Genomic DNA, 18,335 nt, shown 5'->3' with positions numbered 1-18,335 from the left:
ATGGCAGCGTTCGCAACAATTCATTTTTCGAGAATGCTAGTCGCGCCTAGTCTCCCTGTCCAGATCAGGGAGGGGCTATGCCCATTGAGACGTCGCTGACCAGGCTGCTGGAGATTGAGCATCCTATCCTACTGGCGCCGATGGACATCGTTGCCGGCAGCCGGCTTGTGACGGCTGTGAGCCGTGCCGGCGGTTTCGGCATTCTGGGCGGCGGCTATGGCGAGAAGGTGTGGCTGGAGCAGGAGACTGCGAAGCTCGCGGGGTTGTCGGCGCCATTCGGGATCGGCTTCATCACCTGGAGCCTCGCCAAGCGGCCCGAGCTTCTCGATGTCGCACTCGCCGCAAGACCGTCTGCGATCATGTTGTCGTTTGGCGATCCCGCGCCGTTCGCGCCGAAGATCAAGTCCGCAGGTGCACGCCTGATCTGCCAGGTGCAGGATGAAGCCATGGCGCGGCAGGCGCTCGATGCCGGCGCCGACATCCTGATCGCGCAGGGCACGGAGGCGGGCGGTCACGGCGCCTCCCGCACCACCGTCGATCTCGTGCCTGCAATCGTCGATCTTGCCGCGGGCCACGTGCCTGTCGTCGCGGCCGGCGGCATCGCCGACGGGCGCGGTCTCGCCGCCATGATGATGCTGGGCGCGAGCGGCGTGCTGCTCGGCACGCGCTTCTATGCGAGCCGGGAGGCTGATGGCGCGGAGGAGGCCAAGCGGCGTATCTGCGCAGCGAACAGCGGCACGACCGTGCGCAGCATCATCTTCGATCTCTCGCGCAACAATGTCTGGCCGGCGCCTTTCACGGGAAGGTGTCTCATCAACGACCACGCCAGGCGCTGGATCGGCCGCGAGGTCGAGCTGATGCAGAATGTTGCCGCAGTCGCGGCGGACTATGTCGCGGCAAAGGCCGCCGGCAATTTCGACGTCGCGGCGGTGATCGCGGGCGAGGCGGTCGGATTGATTCATGATATTGCACCGGCCGCCGAGATCGTGGAGCGGATTGCGATTGAAGCGGAGCAATTGCTCGCCGGCAGGCGCAACTCGGTTTCTTCTTTTCCTTCTCCCCTTGTGGGAGAAGGTGGCGCGGATGCAATCCGCGCCGGATGAGGGGTCTGTCTCCGCGGATGCAAACCCCTCGCCCGTCTCGCCGCTGCGCGGCGATCCACCCTCTCGCACAAGGGGAGAGGGAAGAGCGAACATGAGGCAAGAATTATGTGGCCTGACCGTCGACTGATCGATCTCTTCAAGACCGAATTCCCGATCGTGCTGGCGCCGATGGCCGGTGTGATGGATGCCGAACTGGTGATCGCCGTGGCAGAGGGCGGCGGGCTCGGCTCGCTGCCGAGCGCGATGCTGTCGCCGGAGAAGGCGCGCGAGCAGGTCAACATCATTCGCCAGCGCGTGAAGGCGCCGGTGAACATGAACTTCTTCTGCCACACGCCGGTTGACCTCACGGCCGAAGCCGAAGCGCGCTGGAAGCAGCGGCTCACGGGCTATTACACCGAGCACGGCCTCGATCCCGCCGCGCCCATCAACGCCGCGAACCGTGCGCCGTTCGACGCCGCGTTCTGCGAGGTCGTCGAGGAGCTGAGGCCGGAGATCGTCAGCTTTCATTTCGGCCTGCCGGATCAGGCGCTGCTCAAGCGCGTCAAGGCTGCCGGCTGCCTCGTCATCTCGTCCGCTACGACGGTGAAGGAAGCAGTCTGGCTGGAAGAGCGCGGCGTCGATGCCGTCATTGCGCAGGGCGCCGAGGCCGGCGGCCATCGCGGCATGTTCCTGACCGACAAGATCTCCGAGCAGCCCGGCACCTTTGCGCTGGTGCCGCAGGTCGCCGACGCCGTGAAGGTGCCTGTCATCGCGGCCGGCGGTATCGCCGACGGGCGCGGCATCGCCGCAGCCTTTGCGCTCGGCGCATCCGGCGTGCAGATCGGCAGCGCCTATCTGCGCTGCCCGGAATCCAAGGTCAGCGCGGGCGGGCGCAAGGCGCTGGCTGAAGCGCGGGACGATTCCACCGTCATCACCAATGTCATGACCGGGCGTCCGGCGCGCGGCGTCCAGAACCGCCTGATGCGCGAAGCCGGCCCGATCTCGCCCGAGGCGCCGCCGTTTCCCCATGCCGCGACCGCGCTGGGGCCGCTCAAGGCAGCTGCCGAAAAGCAGGGCAGGGTGGATTTCACCAATCTCTGGGCCGGCCAGGCCGTGGCCCTGGGCCGTGAGGTCCCCGCGGCCGAATTGACCCGGGATTTTGCCAAATCGGCCCTGGCCCGCATGAAGGGACTGGCTGGCTAAGGTCGCGCCGCCGGTTGCGGCGCAAAACCGGCCTCTGCTATACGGCAGTTAGATTTTGCCGTGAGAGGCCTTATATAATGTCCGTCGACGACGCTACCGTCCGCCGCATCGCGCATCTGGCGCGCATTGCGGTTTCCGAGGGCGAGGTTCCGCATCTGCAGGGCGAGCTCAACGCCATGCTCGCCTTTGTCGAGCAGCTCTCGGAGGTCAACGTCGAGGGCGTGGAGCCGATGACCTCGGTCACCCCGATGCAGATGAAGAAGCGGCAGGACGTGGTCAATGACGGCGAGATCGCCGACGATATCGTTGCCAACGCGCCCGCGACCGAAGGTCACTTCTTTCTTGTGCCCAAGGTGGTCGAGTGACGTGGCGTTTTCGAGCGAAGTGGAAGCCGGTTCGCGTCAAGAAAACGCGTCAAACTAAAGAGCCTTAGGACCAAGTCCGATGTGCATGCTTTGCGACGATGAGAAGGCCTATCAGGCCTACATGAACTATCTCGACAAGATGGAGCGGCAGGGCAAGGCTGCCGATCCCAACGTCGCCGTCAATGCCGTGCTCGACGAGATCGAGGCCGCCGCGAACGCCGCCGCCAAGAAAAAAGACGACCCGGCCAACGACAAAACCCTGTCTCCGTTCTTCTGCAGCCCGATCAATAAATGACCGATTTGACATCGCTGACGCTCGCCGAGGCCCGCAAGGGTCTCGCGGCAAAAACTTTCACGTCACTCGAGCTGACCGACGCGCATCTGAACGCGATCGAAGCCGCGCGCGTGCTCAATGCCTTCGTGATGGAGACGCCCGATCGCGCGCGCGACATGGCGAAGGCCGTGGACGAGAAGATCGCCAAGGGGGAGGGCGGCCCGCTCGCCGGCATCCCGCTCGGCATCAAGGATCTGTTCGCGACCAAGGGCGTGCGCACCACGGCGTGCTCGAAGATTCTCGGCAATTTCGTGCCGACCTATGAATCCACCGTGACCTCGCAGCTGTGGCGCGATGGTGCGGTGATGCTCGGCAAGCTCAACAATGACGAGTTCGCGATGGGCTCGGCCAACGAGACCTCGTGCTTCGGCCCCGTCGGCAATCCCTGGCGGCGTGAGGGAAGCAACACGACGCTGGTGCCGGGCGGCTCGTCCGGCGGCTCGGCCTCGGCCGTGGCGGCGTTGCTGTGCATGGGCGCGACCGCGACCGACACCGGCGGCTCGATCCGCCAGCCGGCGGCGTTCACCGCGACGGTCGGCATCAAGCCGACCTACGGCCGCTGCTCGCGCTGGGGCATCGTCGCCTTCGCCTCCTCGCTCGACCAGGCCGGTCCGATCGCGCGCAGCGTGCGCGATAGCGCGATGCTGCTGCGCTCGATGGCCGGGCACGATCCGAGGGACACGACATCGGTCGATATTGCCGTGCCGGACTATGAGGCCGCGATCGGCAAGTCCGTGAAGGGCATCAGGATCGGCATCCCCAAGGAGTATCGCCTCGACGGCATGCCGGCCGAGATCGAGAAGCTCTGGAGCGAGGGCGCGGCCTGGCTGAAGGCGGCCGGTGCCGAGCTCGTCGAAGTGTCGCTGCCGCACACCAAATACGCGCTGCCGGCCTATTACATCGTGGCGCCGGCGGAGGCGTCCTCCAACCTCGCGCGCTATGACGGCGTGCGCTACGGACTGCGCGAGCAGGGCAAGAACATCATCGAGCTCTACGAGAACAGCCGCGCCGAGGGTTTTGGCGCCGAGGTGAAGCGCCGCGTCATGATCGGCACCTATGTGCTCTCGGCCGGCTATTACGACGCCTATTATCTGCGTGCGCAGAAGGTGCGGACGCTGATCAAGAAGGATTTCGAGGACTGCTTCGCCAAGGGCGTCGACGCGATCCTGACGCCGGCGACGCCGTCGGCAGCCTTCGGCATCGGCGAGAAGGGCGGGGCGGATCCCGTCGAGATGTATCTCAACGACATCTTCACGGTGACTGTGAACATGGCGGGTCTGCCGGGCATCGCCGTGCCCGCCGGCAAGGACGCGCAAGGCCTGCCGCTCGGCCTGCAGCTGATCGGACGTCCGTTCGACGAGGAGACGCTGTTCTCGCTCGGCGAGGTGATCGAGCAGGCCGCCGGCCGCTTCACGCCCGCGAGGTGGTGGTGAATGTCGCCGCGTTCATCGCGAGCCTCGACGGCGCGGCGCCCGCGCCGGATCTGAACGCGCCGCTCGCCGGCCTCTGGTGGGCCGCGAAGGGCGACTGGGATCAGGCGCACAAGATCGTTCAGGACGAGAGCAGCCGCGACGCCGCCTGGGTGCACGCCTATCTGCACCGGGTCGAAGGCGATCTCGGCAATGCCGGCTACTGGTATCGCCAGGCCGGCCAACCCACGGCAAAGGATTCATTGGAGGCGGAGTGGGAGCGGATCGCTGCCACGCTGCTCGGGAGCAGGACATGAGCACGGCCACGCACAAGCTTCTCAAGGGCGCCACCGGTGACTGGGAGATGGTCATCGGCATGGAGATCCATGCCCAGGTGACGTCGAACTCAAAACTGTTCTCGGGCGCGTCCACCACGTTCGGCGGCGAGCCGAACAGCCACGTGTCGCTGGTCGATGCCGCGATGCCAGGCATGCTGCCCGTCATCAACGAGGAATGCGTCAGACAGGCTGTCCGGACCGGGCTCGGGCTGAACGCGCAGATCAATCTGCGTTCGGTGTTCGACCGCAAGAACTATTTCTATCCGGACTCGCCGCAGGGCTACCAGATCAGCCAGTACAAGTCGCCGATCGTCGGCGAAGGTGAGGTCGTGGTCGAACTGGATGGCGGCAAGACCGCGACCATCGGCATCGAGCGCCTTCATCTTGAGCAGGACGCGGGCAAGTTGCTGCACGATCAGTCGCCGGCCATGTCCCATGTCGATCTCAATCGTTGCGGCGTGGCGCTGATGGAGATCGTCTCCAAGCCCGACATCCGCGACGCCGAGCAGGCCAAGGCCTATGTGACCAAGCTGCGCTCGATCCTGCGCTATCTCGGCACCTGCGACGGCGACATGGAGAAGGGATCCTTGCGCGCCGACGTCAACGTCTCCGTGCGCAAGCCGGGCGCGCCGCTCGGCACCCGCTGCGAGATCAAGAACATGAACTCGATCACCTTCATCGGCCAGGCGATCGAGTACGAGGCGCGGCGCCAGATCGAGATCCTCGAGGACGGCGGGGAGATCGACCAGGAAACGCGGCTCTACGACCCCAACAAGGGCGAGACGCGATCGATGCGGTCCAAGGAAGAGGCGCACGACTACCGCTACTTCCCCGATCCCGACCTGCTGCCGCTCGAATTCTCGCAAAGCTTCGTCGACGAGCTGAAGACAGAGCTGCCGGAGCTGCCGGACCAGAAGAAGGCGCGCTTCGTCGCCGACTTCGGCCTGTCGGCTTACGATGCGAGCGTGCTGGTCGCCGAGCGCGAGAGCGCGGTGTTCTACGAGACGGTGCTGGACACGCTCGGCAACCGCGCCCGCGACGGCAAGATGGCGGCGAACTGGGTGATCAACGAGCTGTTCGGCCGTCTCAACAAGGAAGGCCGGGATATTACGGCCTCTCCCGTCAACGCCGAGCAGTTGGCTGCGATCATCGACCTGATCGGCGAGGGCACGATCTCCGGCAAGATCGCCAAGGATCTGTTCGAGATCGTCTGGCAGGAGGGCGGCGATCCGCGCGCGCTGGTCGAAAGCCGCGGCATGAAGCAGGTCACCGACCTCTCGGCGATCGAGAAGGTGGTCGACGACATCATCGCGGCCAATCCCGACAAGGCCGCGCAGGTCAAGGACAAGCCGCAGTCGCTCGGCTGGTTCGTCGGTCAGGTGATGAAGGCGTCCGGCGGCAAGGCCAACCCGCAGAGCGTCAACGACCTCTTGAAGTCGAAGCTCGGCATCTGACGTCACACGTTCGAACGAGGTGACGGATACGCTTCGTCACCTCGCTTCCGGTTCGCGCTGCGACGCTCGCGCGCACCCTCGGCGGCAAACTCCATCCCGACCGACGGCGATGCGGCGGCCGAATCGCCGCCACGCGATTCGCGCAAAACGGCGGCTTCCACACGCGCTGACGAGCGCTTGCGCCGTTAAGCATGAAAATATTTTCGTTGCCAAAACTCGCGACTCAGAGTCCGCGAAGCGCCCTTGCGCGGCGATCGCGGGATCGACGATGCACATCATCGCATCGCGCATGCGCGATGCGCGCGTGCAGAAAAATACTTGCCGTGTAGTGTTTTTCTGCAATCGCATCTCGCGCAAACATCGACGATGCGGGCACTCCCCGCGATCGCAAGCACGCGTCATGCACTGCGCCCGCATCGCGCTCGCCAAGCGCAGGCGCGTTGTGCCGTCAACACTTCTTTAAGCGAGAAGCTGTTTTTTTCGTCGTGTTGGTGTATTCGGGATGAGTGTGCATTCGATCCCCGACTGCATGCAGCGATTACAGCCATCTCACACATCGGAGGGCAACATGGCCAAGAAAGCGAAGAAGGCGAAGAAGGCGAAGAAGGCGAAGAGCGCAGTGAAGAAGACTGCGAAGAAGACCCGCAAGGTCGCGAAGAAGAAGTAACTTCGCTTCTGAAGTTGCCGGCTCCTAGAGAGCCGGCACGTCATCAGCGCCTTCTAACAGGTTCTGGTCGGCGATAGAGGGTGTCGGCGAGACATCAGGCCAACGGTCGGATCGTTCTCTTTCGCGGGTTCGCTCGCCAAAGTACGGTCCGGCAGAAGAAACAAGTTTTCTTCGTTCGGTGCGGTTCTCCTTCTCAAGGGCTCCGCAATTTCACAAGCGGCCTTCGGGCCAACGTGGAATCTGGTCCTGACGTGTTCGCCGACGCCCTCGTTCTTTTGAGGCCGGGGTATTGGCATTCCCTTTTCCCACATTGCTGATCTGACCGTGACGTGGCCGCGCTGCCTTGGGGCAGGCGAGGGCTGCGGCGAACTGTCGTTTGCCGCGACGGCGCGCCGCGCAGGCGCAATGCGAGGCCGTCGCTCCGATTCCTAAAGTCGCGCGCTTCGCGCTGCGCGGCCTTGTCTGCCACGGGGTGGCCACGCGAGGCGCCCGTGTGGCCTTGCCGGCGCGCCCCTCCCACAACGCGCCCCTCCCACGAATTGTAACCGCAGGGCGCGCGTCACCGCGCGCGATGGTTATCGTTCTCCCAAAATCCCAGGGTAAACCGAATCTGACGAATCGCAGAAGTGCCTGCAAAGTGGGGACTTCTTGCATTCGTCGCGCGCGCCCCGTGCGGGTGCGTTTACGTCTGCTTCATCGCGATACTTAAACTGCCATTCAAATTTGCCCGCCATCATCGCCTCCAACAAGCCGGCAAACGGCATGGGGATGAGTTGAACAGGTCTTTGGACGGGAGCCGCGCTCGGGGGAACGAGGCGGCAGAAAAAAAGGGGATGCGTTATGTTTCAGGGTACTTTCGATCTGGAGACGGCGACGCCGATCGACGCGAGCGCGCTGTCGGACGTGTTGTTCGAGCGCGGGATCTATTGGGCGAGCGGCCGCTCCGGCCTCGTCGACCTCGTCGCCGCACATAAATGGTTCAACCTCGCCGCGCTGAAGGGCCGCAAGGACGCCGTGGCGCTGCGCCAGGAAGTCGCCGGGCAGATGTCGGACGCCGAGATCTCGGCCGCGCAGCGCGAGGCGAGGGCGTGGGTCTCGGCTCACTGAGCCGAGAATCGCATCCACACCCTTGTCTTCACGGGGACGGATTGCGCTCAATCAAGTTCCTTCGTCGTGTCGCCGCATCGACCCGCGCGGCATGACCGAGCCGCCGCCCGACGATTCCGCTCTGGAACCCGGACGGCCGCACAAGACGGGCCTCTTGCCGGGGATATAGAGGTCTTGGGCCTTCCGTCCCGGCGCAGCTCCGGCGTCTGGTTCAATATCTGAGCCGGCGAGGTGGTGCTGAATGCGCCCTCGCAGCGGCGGATCCGGCAATCCCGTGGATGGATGCACACATATATAGAGAGCGCGAATCGGCTGCGCGTGCCGCGCTGATCCATGCGCCAGGCTTTCGCGGTCGTCCGGCGGTCGCTTTCAGGTGAAAGAACGCACAGACCTTGATTCTGCCGCTTGCGGCTCGCCGCCGTGTCGGGCATACCCGGCATATTGGAGACGTGGCCGAGTGGCTGAAGGCGGCGGTTTGCTAAACCGTTATAGGCTTGTAAAGGCCTATCGAGGGTTCGAATCCCTCCGTCTCCGCCAGCCGAGCTGTCCGCTCCGGTCTCAATCATCCCCACCATCGATAAAGAGCCTTCGCAGCGCGCCTTCAGCGTTGCCGCGACCATGTCTGCGCCTGGTGGAGAGTCGCGGGAAGACCTGTGTGCCTTCTCCTTGAGTCTCCTTCTGATTCCACGATTCGTGCGCGTCAAAGCCTGTTCAGGCTGGAGTTCCGTCCACAGCGCCTCAGGTGGGGAATTTTGACGGCAGACGGAACCGTCCTAGAAAACTAAGCAAAAACAATATGTTGCGAGAGCGCTTCGATCACATCTGCGTGTTATTTGTGCAACACCCTTCGGAAAACAAACGTCATGGGCTCGCTACGGAGCGTTCTCTTGTTGTGTGTGCAAAGACGTTCGGTAATTGTGACTGAGCGACGGAGGGGGGCATCCCGAGGTCGTCCCGTTTTAGGTGGTTCGCTTAAGTCCCTCGCGTTCAGCGGGTGTGTCCGAAGGCGCGAAGCGACTAAGCGGTAAGTTAAGGGACAAGGGAACCAACCTTAGGGTGTCGTCACCCAGCGGATCCGGAACCTTCCCTATAGAGCAAACTTGGAGGTTTAACATGAAGTTGGTTAAGAGCCTTTTGCTCGGTTCAGCGGCAGGTCTGATTGCCGTTGGCGGAGCACAGGCAGCCGATCTCCCCGTGAAGGCCAAAGCGGTCGAATACGTGAAGATCTGCTCCCTGTACGGTGCCGGATTCTACTACATCCCGGGCACTGACACCTGCATCAAGCTGGGTGGTTACCTGCGTGCTGAAGTCGCGATCAACGCTACCGATTTCAACGGTAACTTCAGCAGTGTTAACGGTTCTGCGAACCGTCTGACGAACTACTACGTCACTCGTGCCCGTGAAGACTTCAACGTCGACACGCGCACCGCGACCGAATACGGCGTGGTTCGTACCTTCGCCGACGTGGTGTTCTCGTGGACGACGGATAACTACACGGGCAACGGCACCGGCAACGGCTCCACCGTTTACTCGCAGCTCGGCGCTACGGGCGTTGGCGGACCCAACAATGCCAACGCAGGCGCAATCGCCGGCGGTACGCTCGGCGTGTACTACGCCTTCATCCAGTTCGCGGGCTTCACGATGGGTAAAGCTGTTGCCCAGTTCGACGCCCCCTGGACCAACTATCCGGGTAACAACTTCGACGGTCTGACCGGCGGCGGCGGCACGGTCACTGGTGTGAACCAGTTCACCTATACTGCCGACTTCGGTCAGGGCATCACTGCCGCGATTTCGGCGGTGGATCCGACGGCCTACTATCAGAGCAACCTGTACAACACCAGCGCCGGCTTTTCGGTCGCGAACGTTGGTACCGGCGGCTACGGCATCAATGCCTTCGGCGGCACGCGGGCTCCTGACATCCAGGGTATGGTCCGTATTGACCAGGCTTGGGGTCTGTTCCAGTTGTCTGCCGCGGCGCATAACAACCACGTAGCGTACTACGCGACTCCGGGGCTTGTCGGAACCGAAGCAGCCGGTCATCCGGGCGACAAGTGGGGCTGGGCTGTCCAGGCGGCCTTGTCCATCAAGAACATTCCGACGGGTGCGGGCGACGTGATCAACGTCCAGGCGGTCTACACCGACGGTGCGACCCGCTACAACTTCCAGAGCTTGGCTTCGCAGAACTATGCAATGTTCGGCGGTACCAACCTGGCTGGTGCCTATCAGAGCATTGGCATTGCCGGTGCGGCTGACGGTGTGTTCGCCAACGGAACCGGTATCAACACGGTTACGAGCTGGGGTATGCGCGGCGCCTACACCCACAACTGGGATCCGTACTGGAACACCGCGATCTACGGTTCGTACGCTCAGCTGACGTACAGCAACGGTGGTGCGACTCTCATTTGCAACCAACTCGCTACGTTGGGTGCCGCCACTGCGGGTATCACCTCTTGCAACCCGAACTTCAACATCGGCACGATCGGTCTGATCACCCGCTGGACGCCGGTGAAGAACCTGACCTTCTCGGCGGACGTGGCTTACACCATGCTCGACCAGAAGTTCGCGGGCACGATCAGCACGCTCGCTGCTGGCCCTGCGGCAGTTGTCGCAAAGCCGGGTGCTGTGTACGAGCTGAAGGATCAGAACACGGTCAGCTTGCTGCTCCGCGCTCAGCGCAACTGGTAAGTTTGGTCTAACGACCTGACAGAGAGCCCCGGCGGGAAACCGCCGGGGCTTTTCTTTTGGCGGCATGGCTGTTCTAACGCCGCGGAGGGCTGGCGTTGCTCCCGTGCTCCATCGTCCGTGACGATCTGGACGAGGCTGTTACGGAGGAGGGGCCCCTGCGCTGCGGGCATCTCCGCGCAATGTATGCAACGGGCCGACTGCCGTTGACGGCATGGCCTTGCAATCGCCCCATCGTCCTGACGCTGCAGCAGGCGGCAATCGACGCCTTCATCCTCGAGGAGGTGGAACGGCGAGCTTGCCGATCGGACTGCGACCAGGGAGCGCTCGGGGCTCAGTGTCGAGCAAGGCTTACCTGAAGATCACGCGCGAGCTTCAGCTCTTCTTCAGCAGCTCACGTCCGGACGCGCTGCGGCACTCGCCGCCGACGCTCTCGGCGGTCAATCGGGAGCGCACAGGAGGATGGCTCTATTCCACGCTGCCGGTGCCGCGGCGCAGGTCAGCTTCGATCTGCAACCGTGTGCCGCCGCCGAAGCGGGCGCGGTAGACCTGAAGATTCTCCATGATCCGCTGCACGTAGTTGCGCGTCTCGGAGAACGGAATCAGCTCGACCCAGTCGACCGCGTCGACCTTGGGATCGCGCGGGTCGCCGTAGCGGTCGACCCATTTCTTCACGCTGCCGCGGCCGGCGTTGTAGGCGGCAAAGGTCATGATGTAGGAGCCGCGGTAGTCCTCGAGCAGTCCGCCGAGCTCGGCCGAGCCGAGCGTGGCGTTGTAGACCGAATCGTTCTTCAGCCGCCCCAGATCGTAGGTCGCGCCGTGCCGCTTGCAGACATAGCGCGCGGCGTCCGGCGTCACCTGCATCAGGCCGTAAGCCTGCGCCGGCGAGACCACGGAGGGGTTGAACGCGCTTTCCTGCCGCGCGATCGCATAGACGATGCTGCGCTCGACCTCGGGGCCGATCGGCGTGAACTGCGGAATGCCGTTGACGGGATAGGCGTAGAAGTCGAAGGGGAGGCCGCGGTTGAGCGCAGCCTTGCCGAGCAGCAGCATGCCGCGCGCGTCGCTGTAGCGCTGGGTGAGCTCGCCAAGGCCGGCAAGCGCCTCGGGATCGCCGTTCTCGCCCATGTCGGCGAGAACAGGTATCGCCATCTCGCGTTCGTCGAGCTCGTAGAGCAGGTGCGCGGCGCGCACGATCTCCAGCCGTTCGGCGCCGCGGCCGCGCGGCTGGCTGTTGAGCTCGATCTGCGGCAGGCCGAGTTTTGCGCGCGCGAGCTGGCCGTAATAGCTGGTGGATTGCTCGGCCGCCCGGGCGTAGGCGTTGCGCGCCTCCTGCTGGCGGCCCGCCGCTTCCGCCGCGCGGCCCTGCCAATAGCCGGCGCGCGCCAGCGTGGTCGGATTGACGCTGCCGACGCCGATGCGGGCGAAATGCTGGGTGGCGGCGGTGGGTTCGTTGAGGAATCGCAGCGCGATCCAGCCGGCGGTGAACTCCTGCTCGGTCTTGTAGATGTCGCGCGAGGGCAGGGCCGCGTCGCGCGCGATCAGATAGGCGCTGCGGAATTCCTCGGTGTCGATCATCTTGCGCGCCAGCAGGCGCCGCTCGATCCACCATTCGTCGAGATTGTAGAGACGGTTCGGATCCTTCGGCGCCGACAACATCAGCTGGGCGGCTTCGGCGAACTTCTCCTCGCGGCGCAGGAGCTGGATCTTGCTGAAGATGAAGCCGGGATCGTTGTGCAGCTCGCGCGGCACGGCGTCGAGCAGCGCGCGCGCATTCGGCGCCTTCTTGACGGAGGCGATGCGGGCCTTGGCCAGCGCGACATAGCCGGCGCCGAGGCGTTTTGCGGCGCGGAGCGCGGCTTCGTTCTCGCTGCCGTAGAGCAAGGTGTCCATCCGCGCCTTCTGGTCGCCCGGCGTCAGCAGGGCGCCGAACTGGTCGAGCGCGTTGTTCTCGGTCTCCTCCGACATCGGATCACTGCGCCAGGCCTCGCGCACCAGCCGCTCGGCGTTGGCGCGGTCGCCGCGCGCCAGCATCGCCTTGGCGAGCGTGAATCGGCCCTTGGCGGACACAGGCGATTCATTCTCGAACCACGACCACGCGACCGAATCGTCGCGCCTGTCGTCCCACATCGCGGCCTCGAGGCGCCGGCGCAGGAAGGTCTGCGACGGCCAGCTCGGATTGGCGGAGAGGAAGGCGCGGTAGCGTTCCACGGTCGCGCCATTGTCCTCGCTGCGCAGGATGATCCATTCGGCGAGCTTTCGTGCGACGGGATCCGAGATCGAGGCAGCGTAATTGGTGGCGTCTGCCGCCTTGCGCTTGCGCACGAGCTCGATGACGTTCTCGAGCGTGTCCTTGTCGGCCTGCGACGTCGAGGAGGTCGCAGCGACCGCGGCCGGCGTGACCGGCTTGCGCGGCGTGGCGTGCTGGCGGGTCGCCGGCGCAAGCAGAGGAGCTGCGACGGGTTTGGCGACGGGCGCCGGGGCGGCAGGCCTGACGGTGGCCGTCACGGCCGGCGCGGGTGCGGTCTTGGGGGGCGAGCCGTTGGCGGCCGGCTGTGATTTTGGCGCGGCGGCTGCGGGCTTGGGCTTGTCCTTGGCGGGTTCCTTGCCGGCTCTCTTGCCTGCATCCTTGGCGGCGTCCTTGCCAGCATCCTTGCCGGGTTTCTTCGCGGCATCCTTGGCCGGGGCGGCAGCCGCGCCCTTGCTCGCGCCCTTCGGTGTTTCCTTGCCGGTTCCCTTCGTTGTTTCTTTGGCTGATCCCTTCGCGGAGTCCTTGGCCGCCGGCTTTGCGGTGTCCTTGGCCCCGTCCGCGGTCGTCTCATTGGACTTGGCCAGGGCGGCGCAGCCGACCGACAGCCCGGCCATGAGGCACACGGCCAGACCGGTGGATCGCCATGCGGAACGAGGAAAGGAGGTCACGGCGTTTGGTCGCCCCGAATCAGTCAGTTGGCTCAAGACCTAGCTGTATTCGCTTGAATATGCGGACAAAATACCAACAGCTGCTTACCTTTGCCCGGTTTGCACCACCACCGCGGCAAAATCGCGGCCTAAACGGTGCGTCACACGGAAGCGGGTCTTTTACCGGCGGGATAGACCCGATATGAATGCAGCTTGCTCAAGAGATAGCCGCGTACGGAGGAAGTCCATGGCAGCCAAGACGAAATTCCGGGGATCGTTCACCGCCTTGGTCACGCCGTTCAAGAACGGCTCGCTGGACGAGGCGGCGTTCCGCTCGCTGGTCAACTGGCAGATCTCGGAAGGCACCAACGGCCTGGTCCCGGTCGGCACCACCGGCGAGAGCCCGACGCTCAGCCATGACGAGCACAAGAAGGTCGTCGAATGGTGCATCGCTGAAGCCAAGGGGCGCGTACCCGTGGTCGCGGGTGCCGGCTCCAATTCGACGAAGGAGGCGATCGAGCTCGCGCAGCACGCCGAGAAGGCCGGCGCGGACGCCGTGCTGGTCGTGACGCCCTATTACAACAAGCCGACCCAGGAAGGGATGTACCAGCACTTCAAGGCAATCAATGATGCGATCGGCATCCCGATCATCATCTACAACATTCCGCCGCGCTCGGTGATCGACATGTCGGTCGACACCATGAAGCGGCTGTGGGAGCTGAAGAACATCGCCGGCGTCAAGGACGCCACCGCCAGCATGGTCCGCGTCTCGCAGCAGCGCGCGGCGATGGGCGAGGATTTCAACCAGCTCTCCGGCGAGGACGCGACCATCCTCGGCTACATGGCGCATGGCGGCCATGGCTGCATCTCGGTGACCTCGAACGTCGCGCCGCGCCTGTGCTCGGAATTCCAGGCCGCCTGGGCGAAGGGCGACACCAAGGCGGCGCTCGCAATCCACGACAAGCTGATGCCGCTGCACAACAACCTCTTCATCGAGAGCAATCCGGCGCCGATCAAGTACGCGATGTCGCTGCTGGGCAAGCTGGACGAGACGCTGCGCCTGCCGATGGTTCCGGTCACCGAGCCGACGCGCGTTGCCGTGCGCAGTGCGATGGTTCATGCTGGGCTGATCAACTGATTTAGCCAACCGGGGAGCCGTTCATGAGCGTCGACGAGAAGGGCAGGAAGATGCTCACGGAGTTCCGCGAGTTCGCCATGAAAGGCAACGTCGTCGACCTCGCCGTCGGCGTCATCATCGGTGCGGCCTTCGGCGCCATCGTCACGTCGCTGGTCGGTGACGTTATCATGCCGATCATCGGCGCCGCGACCGGCGGCCTCGACTTCTCGAACTACTTCGCCCCCTTGTCGAAGGCGGTGACCGCCACCAACTTAGCGGATGCGAAAAAGCAAGGTGCAGTGCTTGCTTACGGCAGCTTCCTGACGCTGACGATCAACTTCATCATCGTCGCCTTCGTGTTGTTCCTGGTGATCCGCGCCATGAACACGCTGAAGCGCAAGGAGGAGGCGGCGCCTGCGGCTCCGGCAAAACCGTCGGCCGAGGTCGAGCTGCTGACTGAGATCCGCGATCTCCACAAGAAGTGACGCGCGCGCTTCATCCGAGCTGTTAGCTTACGCGCGTGTCTCGATCAGGTTTGTTGTCCAGGTTTTTTTAGGTCATGGCCGATAAGAACGAACGTCCTATCAAGGTCATGGCGGAAAATCGCAAGGCCCGCTTCAATTATGCGATCGAAGACACGATCGAGGCGGGCATTGCGCTCACCGGCACCGAGGTCAAATCGATCCGCAACGGCAAGAGCACGATCGCGGAGTCCTACGCCGATTCCAAGGACGGCGAGATCTGGCTGATCAACGCCACCATTCCCGAATATCTCCAGGGCAACCGCTTCAATCACGAGCCCAAGCGGCCGCGAAAGCTGCTTCTGCACCGTAAGCAGATCAACAAGCTGATGGGCGCGGTCGACCGCGAAGGCATGACGCTGATCCCGCTCAAGCTCTATTTCAACGAGCGCGGGCGGGCCAAGTTGCAGCTGGCAGTTGCAAAGGGCAAGAAGCTGCACGACAAACGCGAGTCCGAGAAGAAGCGCGATTGGAGCCGAGAGAAGGGCCGGCTGTTGCGGGCGAGGGGATAGCGGCAAGAGGTTGGCGGATGACTCAGAAGAACCTGCTCGAGGTCGATTGGAGCCAGATTCCGGCACCCGCCGACGACGGCGGCGCCGCGCATCTCAAGGGCATGACCTTGCCTCCGGTCAGCCTGCTCGCGACCGACGATACGTCGGTGAATCTGTCAGCACTCTCCGGCCGGACCGTGGTGTTCGCCTATCCGCGCACCGGCGAGCCCGGCAAGATCGGACTGGTCGACGATTGGGACATGATCCCGGGCGCGCGCGGTTGCACGCCGCAGACTTGCGCGTTTCGTGATCTGTTTGCCGAGCTGAAAGCTGCCGGCGCCGCCCAGGTGTACGGCCTCTCGACCCAAAGCAACGCGTACCAGACCGAGATGGCATCGCGGCTGCACCTGCCGTTCCCCGTGCTGTCGGACGAGAAGCTGGCGCTGACGCGCGCCCTCAATCTGCCGACCATGGAGGTCGCTGGCCTGACCTTGATCAAGCGCCTTGCGCTGATCATCGATGACGCCAAGGTCACGCATCTGTTCTATCCGGTGTTTCCGCCCGACCGGAACGCCGGCGACGTCCTGGACTGGCTGAAGGCCAATCCAGCCGAGCCCTAGTCCAGGTCGGCCTTCACCTTCGCGAACACGCTGCGGAACATGTCCGTCGTCAGCACGCCGGTGTTCGTGTTGTAGCGCGAGCAATGATAGCTGTCGTAGAGCCTGAATGCGCCGGCCTGATGCACGGCGCCGTGGCCGAAGGGAGCTTGCGAGGCCTTCAGGTTCAGCGGCTTGAGCACCGTGTCGTGCGCAATGCGTCCGAGCGCGACGATCGCGCGCAGCTTCGGCATCGACGCGAGGGTAGCCCCGAGGAACTGGCGGCAGGTGTTGATCTCGACCGGCAGCGGCTTGTTCTGCGGCGGAACGCAATGCACGGCATTGGCGATCCGGCAGTCGACCAGCTTCAGGCCGTCGTCGGGCCGCGCCTGATAGGTGCCCTTGGCGAAGCCGTATTCGAGCAGCGTGGCGTAGAGCAGGTCGCCGGCATAGTCGCCGGTGAAGGGGCGGCCGGTGCGGTTGGCGCCCTGCATGCCTGGCGCCAGGCCAACGATCAGCAGGCGCGCCTTGATGTCGCCGAAGGGGGGGACCGGGGCGTTGTGCCACAACGGCTCGCGCGCGCGGTTCGCCTCGCGAAAGGCGACCAGGCGCGGACAAAGCGGACAGTCACGGTCGGGGACGAGGGTGAGAGGCTGGCGGCTTGACCGAGCCGCCTCACTCCTCGAAGTCGTCATCGCCCCTCGGCGCCATCGTGGTCGCGCGCTGGAGGAACTGCGGGGCGTGATGGCGTCCCTCGCCACGCTCGCCGCGGTCACGCGGGGCGGGTCGTTCGGACGGGTCGCGGCCGAGCTTGGATTGCAGCTCGACGAGGTCGGTGAAGACGTCGGCCTGGCGGCGCAGCTCGTCGGCGATCATCGGCGGCTGGCTCGCGATGGTGGAGATCACGGTGACCCGGACGCCGCGGCGCTGGACGGCTTCGACCAGGGAGCGGAAGTCGCCGTCACCCGAGAACAGCACCATCTGGTCGATGTGCTCGGCGAGCTCCATGGCGTCCACGGCGAGCTCGATGTCCATATTGCCCTTGACCTTGCGGCGGCCGGAGGCGTCGATGAACTCCTTGGTCGCCTTGGTGACGACCGTGTAGCCGTTGTAGTCGAGCCAGTCGATCAGCGGGCGGATCGAGGAGTACTCCTGATCCTCGATGATCGCGGTGTAGTAGAACGCCCGCAACAGCGTCCCGCGGCTCTGAAACTCCTTCAGCAGGCGCTTGTAGTCGATGTCGAAGCCGAGAGTTTTCGCCGTCGCGTAGAGATTGGCCCCATCGATGAAGAGCGCGATCTTGTTAGTGGCAGAAGGTGACATTCAGTTTGCTCGCGTAGCGTTCGTGATTGATCGTTTATTGTTGGCGCGGCGACAGCAAGCCGCGCAGGTCTATGGTGCCGCCGAAGCCCGTCGAAACCGCAAATCCGGAGAAGTCGTGGCAATCAAGGTATAGTTATGGCGGACCTGCATACGCCCGGTGCCACCCTCAATAGCAGCCCGGCAAACCACCCATCCCAGCCCCAATGTGGGGGTAGCAGAGCCGTTTGGCGAGGCCAAATCACAAATTGGCCTTGCGAAATCGCCCTGTCCCCTATAACTAGCCCCAATCATCCACATATTTCGTCCCACCCACAACGGAGCGACAGTCCATGGCTCGCGTCACCGTAGAAGATTGTATCGACAAGGTCGACAACCGGTTTGACCTGGTCCTGCTGGCCGCCCACCGGGCCCGCATGATTTCGTCCGGTTCACAACTAACGGTTGACCGCGATAACGACAAGAACCCCGTTGTGTCTTTACGCGAAATTGCGGACGAAACCATCTCGCCGGAGGACCTCCGCGAGGAGCTGGTCCACTCGCTCCAGAAATTCGTCGAGGTCGACGAGCCCGAGCCCGATACGGTCCCGCTGATCGGTTCCGCCGGTGCCAGCGTCGATGCCGACGATACCGAAGTTGCCGTTGAGCGCATGACCGAAGAGGAGCTCCTGAAGGGCCTCGAGGGCCTCGCGCCGCCGGAAGAACAGCCCGAGGAGGACGAGTAATCGTCCCGTCGCAGTCGTCGATTTCT

General features: G+C 64.1%; 17 protein-coding genes and 1 tRNA gene. 15 read left to right on the top strand and 3 right to left on the bottom strand.

The annotated features are described in order from the left end of the window. Positions 1-77: 77 nt before the first annotated feature. The 10 genes from J4G43_RS30655 (at position 78) to J4G43_RS30610 (ending at position 10,644) form a co-directional block, all read left to right on the top strand. Entirely contained in the window at positions 78-1,103 is a 1,026-nt protein-coding gene (locus J4G43_RS30655; protein WP_208087261.1) for an NAD(P)H-dependent flavin oxidoreductase, read from the top strand. 105 nt (positions 1,104-1,208) lie between these two features. Continuing rightward, complete coding sequence (locus J4G43_RS30650; RefSeq protein WP_208087260.1) at positions 1,209-2,285, top strand: NAD(P)H-dependent flavin oxidoreductase; 1,077 nt, start codon at positions 1,209-1,211, stop codon at positions 2,283-2,285. 77 nt (positions 2,286-2,362) lie between these two features. Beyond that, positions 2,363-2,650 (top strand): Asp-tRNA(Asn)/Glu-tRNA(Gln) amidotransferase subunit GatC, encoded by a 288-nt coding sequence (gene gatC, locus J4G43_RS30645; RefSeq protein WP_063982824.1) that lies wholly within the window; start codon positions 2,363-2,365, stop codon positions 2,648-2,650. Positions 2,651-2,729: 79 nt separating this feature from the next. Then, positions 2,730-2,945, top strand: a complete 216-nt coding sequence (locus J4G43_RS30640; protein ID WP_014494728.1) for a hypothetical protein — start codon at positions 2,730-2,732, stop codon at positions 2,943-2,945. Continuing rightward, positions 2,942-4,417 carry an Asp-tRNA(Asn)/Glu-tRNA(Gln) amidotransferase subunit GatA gene (gene gatA, locus J4G43_RS30635; protein WP_208087259.1) on the top strand — a complete coding sequence of 492 codons (1,476 nt, stop codon included), beginning with the start codon at positions 2,942-2,944 and terminating at the stop codon, positions 4,415-4,417. Before J4G43_RS30640 ends, gatA begins: the two co-directional genes overlap by 4 nt. Continuing rightward, the gene (locus J4G43_RS30630) at positions 4,408-4,710 is read left to right on the top strand and encodes a hypothetical protein (protein ID WP_208087258.1); all 303 of its coding nucleotides are present in this window, start codon (positions 4,408-4,410) and stop codon (positions 4,708-4,710) included. The genes gatA and J4G43_RS30630 overlap by 10 nt, the downstream gene beginning before the upstream one ends. Then, positions 4,707-6,185 carry an Asp-tRNA(Asn)/Glu-tRNA(Gln) amidotransferase subunit GatB gene (gene gatB, locus J4G43_RS30625; RefSeq protein ID WP_063982826.1) on the top strand — a complete coding sequence of 493 codons (1,479 nt, stop codon included), beginning with the start codon at positions 4,707-4,709 and terminating at the stop codon, positions 6,183-6,185. The genes J4G43_RS30630 and gatB overlap by 4 nt, the downstream gene beginning before the upstream one ends. Positions 6,186-7,692: 1,507 nt before the next feature. Beyond that, positions 7,693-7,959 (top strand): hypothetical protein, encoded by a 267-nt coding sequence (locus J4G43_RS30620; protein ID WP_014494734.1) that lies wholly within the window; start codon positions 7,693-7,695, stop codon positions 7,957-7,959. A 443-nt stretch (positions 7,960-8,402) separates the two neighbouring features. Next, positions 8,403-8,496, top strand: a tRNA-Ser gene (locus tag J4G43_RS30615). A gap of 576 nt (positions 8,497-9,072) precedes the next feature. Further along, the gene (locus tag J4G43_RS30610; protein ID WP_208087256.1) at positions 9,073-10,644 is read left to right on the top strand and encodes a porin; all 1,572 of its coding nucleotides are present in this window, start codon (positions 9,073-9,075) and stop codon (positions 10,642-10,644) included. Positions 10,645-11,109: 465 nt separating this feature from the next. On the opposite strand, the gene J4G43_RS30605 is transcribed toward J4G43_RS30610, so the two are convergent. Next, positions 11,110-13,506, bottom strand: coding sequence for a lytic transglycosylase domain-containing protein (locus J4G43_RS30605; RefSeq protein WP_208087255.1), 2,397 nt, complete (start codon positions 13,504-13,506; stop codon positions 11,110-11,112). 280 nt (positions 13,507-13,786) lie between these two features. Here J4G43_RS30605 and dapA point away from each other — a divergent pair, with 280 nt between their 5' ends. From dapA to J4G43_RS30585, 4 genes are all read left to right on the top strand, one after another. Then, positions 13,787-14,677, top strand: coding sequence for a 4-hydroxy-tetrahydrodipicolinate synthase (gene dapA, locus J4G43_RS30600; RefSeq protein WP_038975901.1), 891 nt, complete (start codon positions 13,787-13,789; stop codon positions 14,675-14,677). A gap of 50 nt (positions 14,678-14,727) precedes the next feature. After that, complete coding sequence (mscL, locus tag J4G43_RS30595) at positions 14,728-15,141, top strand: large conductance mechanosensitive channel protein MscL (RefSeq protein WP_208089454.1); 414 nt, start codon at positions 14,728-14,730, stop codon at positions 15,139-15,141. A gap of 74 nt (positions 15,142-15,215) precedes the next feature. Further along, on the top strand, positions 15,216-15,689 hold the full coding sequence (gene smpB, locus J4G43_RS30590; protein ID WP_008133025.1) for an SsrA-binding protein SmpB: 474 nt from the start codon (positions 15,216-15,218) through the stop codon (positions 15,687-15,689). A 17-nt stretch (positions 15,690-15,706) separates the two neighbouring features. Further along, positions 15,707-16,288, top strand: coding sequence for a peroxiredoxin (locus tag J4G43_RS30585; RefSeq protein WP_208087254.1), 582 nt, complete (start codon positions 15,707-15,709; stop codon positions 16,286-16,288). Here J4G43_RS30585 and J4G43_RS30580 read toward each other — a convergent pair. Together J4G43_RS30580 and J4G43_RS30575 are read right to left on the bottom strand one after the other, a co-directional pair. After that, entirely contained in the window at positions 16,285-16,959 is a 675-nt protein-coding gene (locus J4G43_RS30580; protein ID WP_063982832.1) for a uracil-DNA glycosylase, read from the bottom strand. The two genes, J4G43_RS30585 and J4G43_RS30580, sit on opposite strands and share 4 nt — an antisense overlap. Further along, positions 16,940-17,587, bottom strand: a complete 648-nt coding sequence (locus tag J4G43_RS30575; protein ID WP_014494741.1) for a LabA-like NYN domain-containing protein — start codon at positions 17,585-17,587, stop codon at positions 16,940-16,942. Before J4G43_RS30575 ends, J4G43_RS30580 begins: the two co-directional genes overlap by 20 nt. A gap of 329 nt (positions 17,588-17,916) precedes the next feature. Here J4G43_RS30575 and rpoZ point away from each other — a divergent pair, with 329 nt between their 5' ends. Further along, positions 17,917-18,309, top strand: a complete 393-nt coding sequence (rpoZ, locus tag J4G43_RS30570) for a DNA-directed RNA polymerase subunit omega (protein WP_014494742.1) — start codon at positions 17,917-17,919, stop codon at positions 18,307-18,309. The last annotated feature ends 26 nt before the right edge of the window (positions 18,310-18,335 follow it).

Origin of the sequence: Bradyrhizobium barranii subsp. barranii, from assembly GCF_017565645.3 — a bacterium.
Lineage (GTDB): Bacteria > Pseudomonadota > Alphaproteobacteria > Rhizobiales > Xanthobacteraceae > Bradyrhizobium > Bradyrhizobium barranii.
Note: the sequence above shows the minus strand (reverse complement) of the source record. Positions and strands in the feature narration are given on the sequence as shown.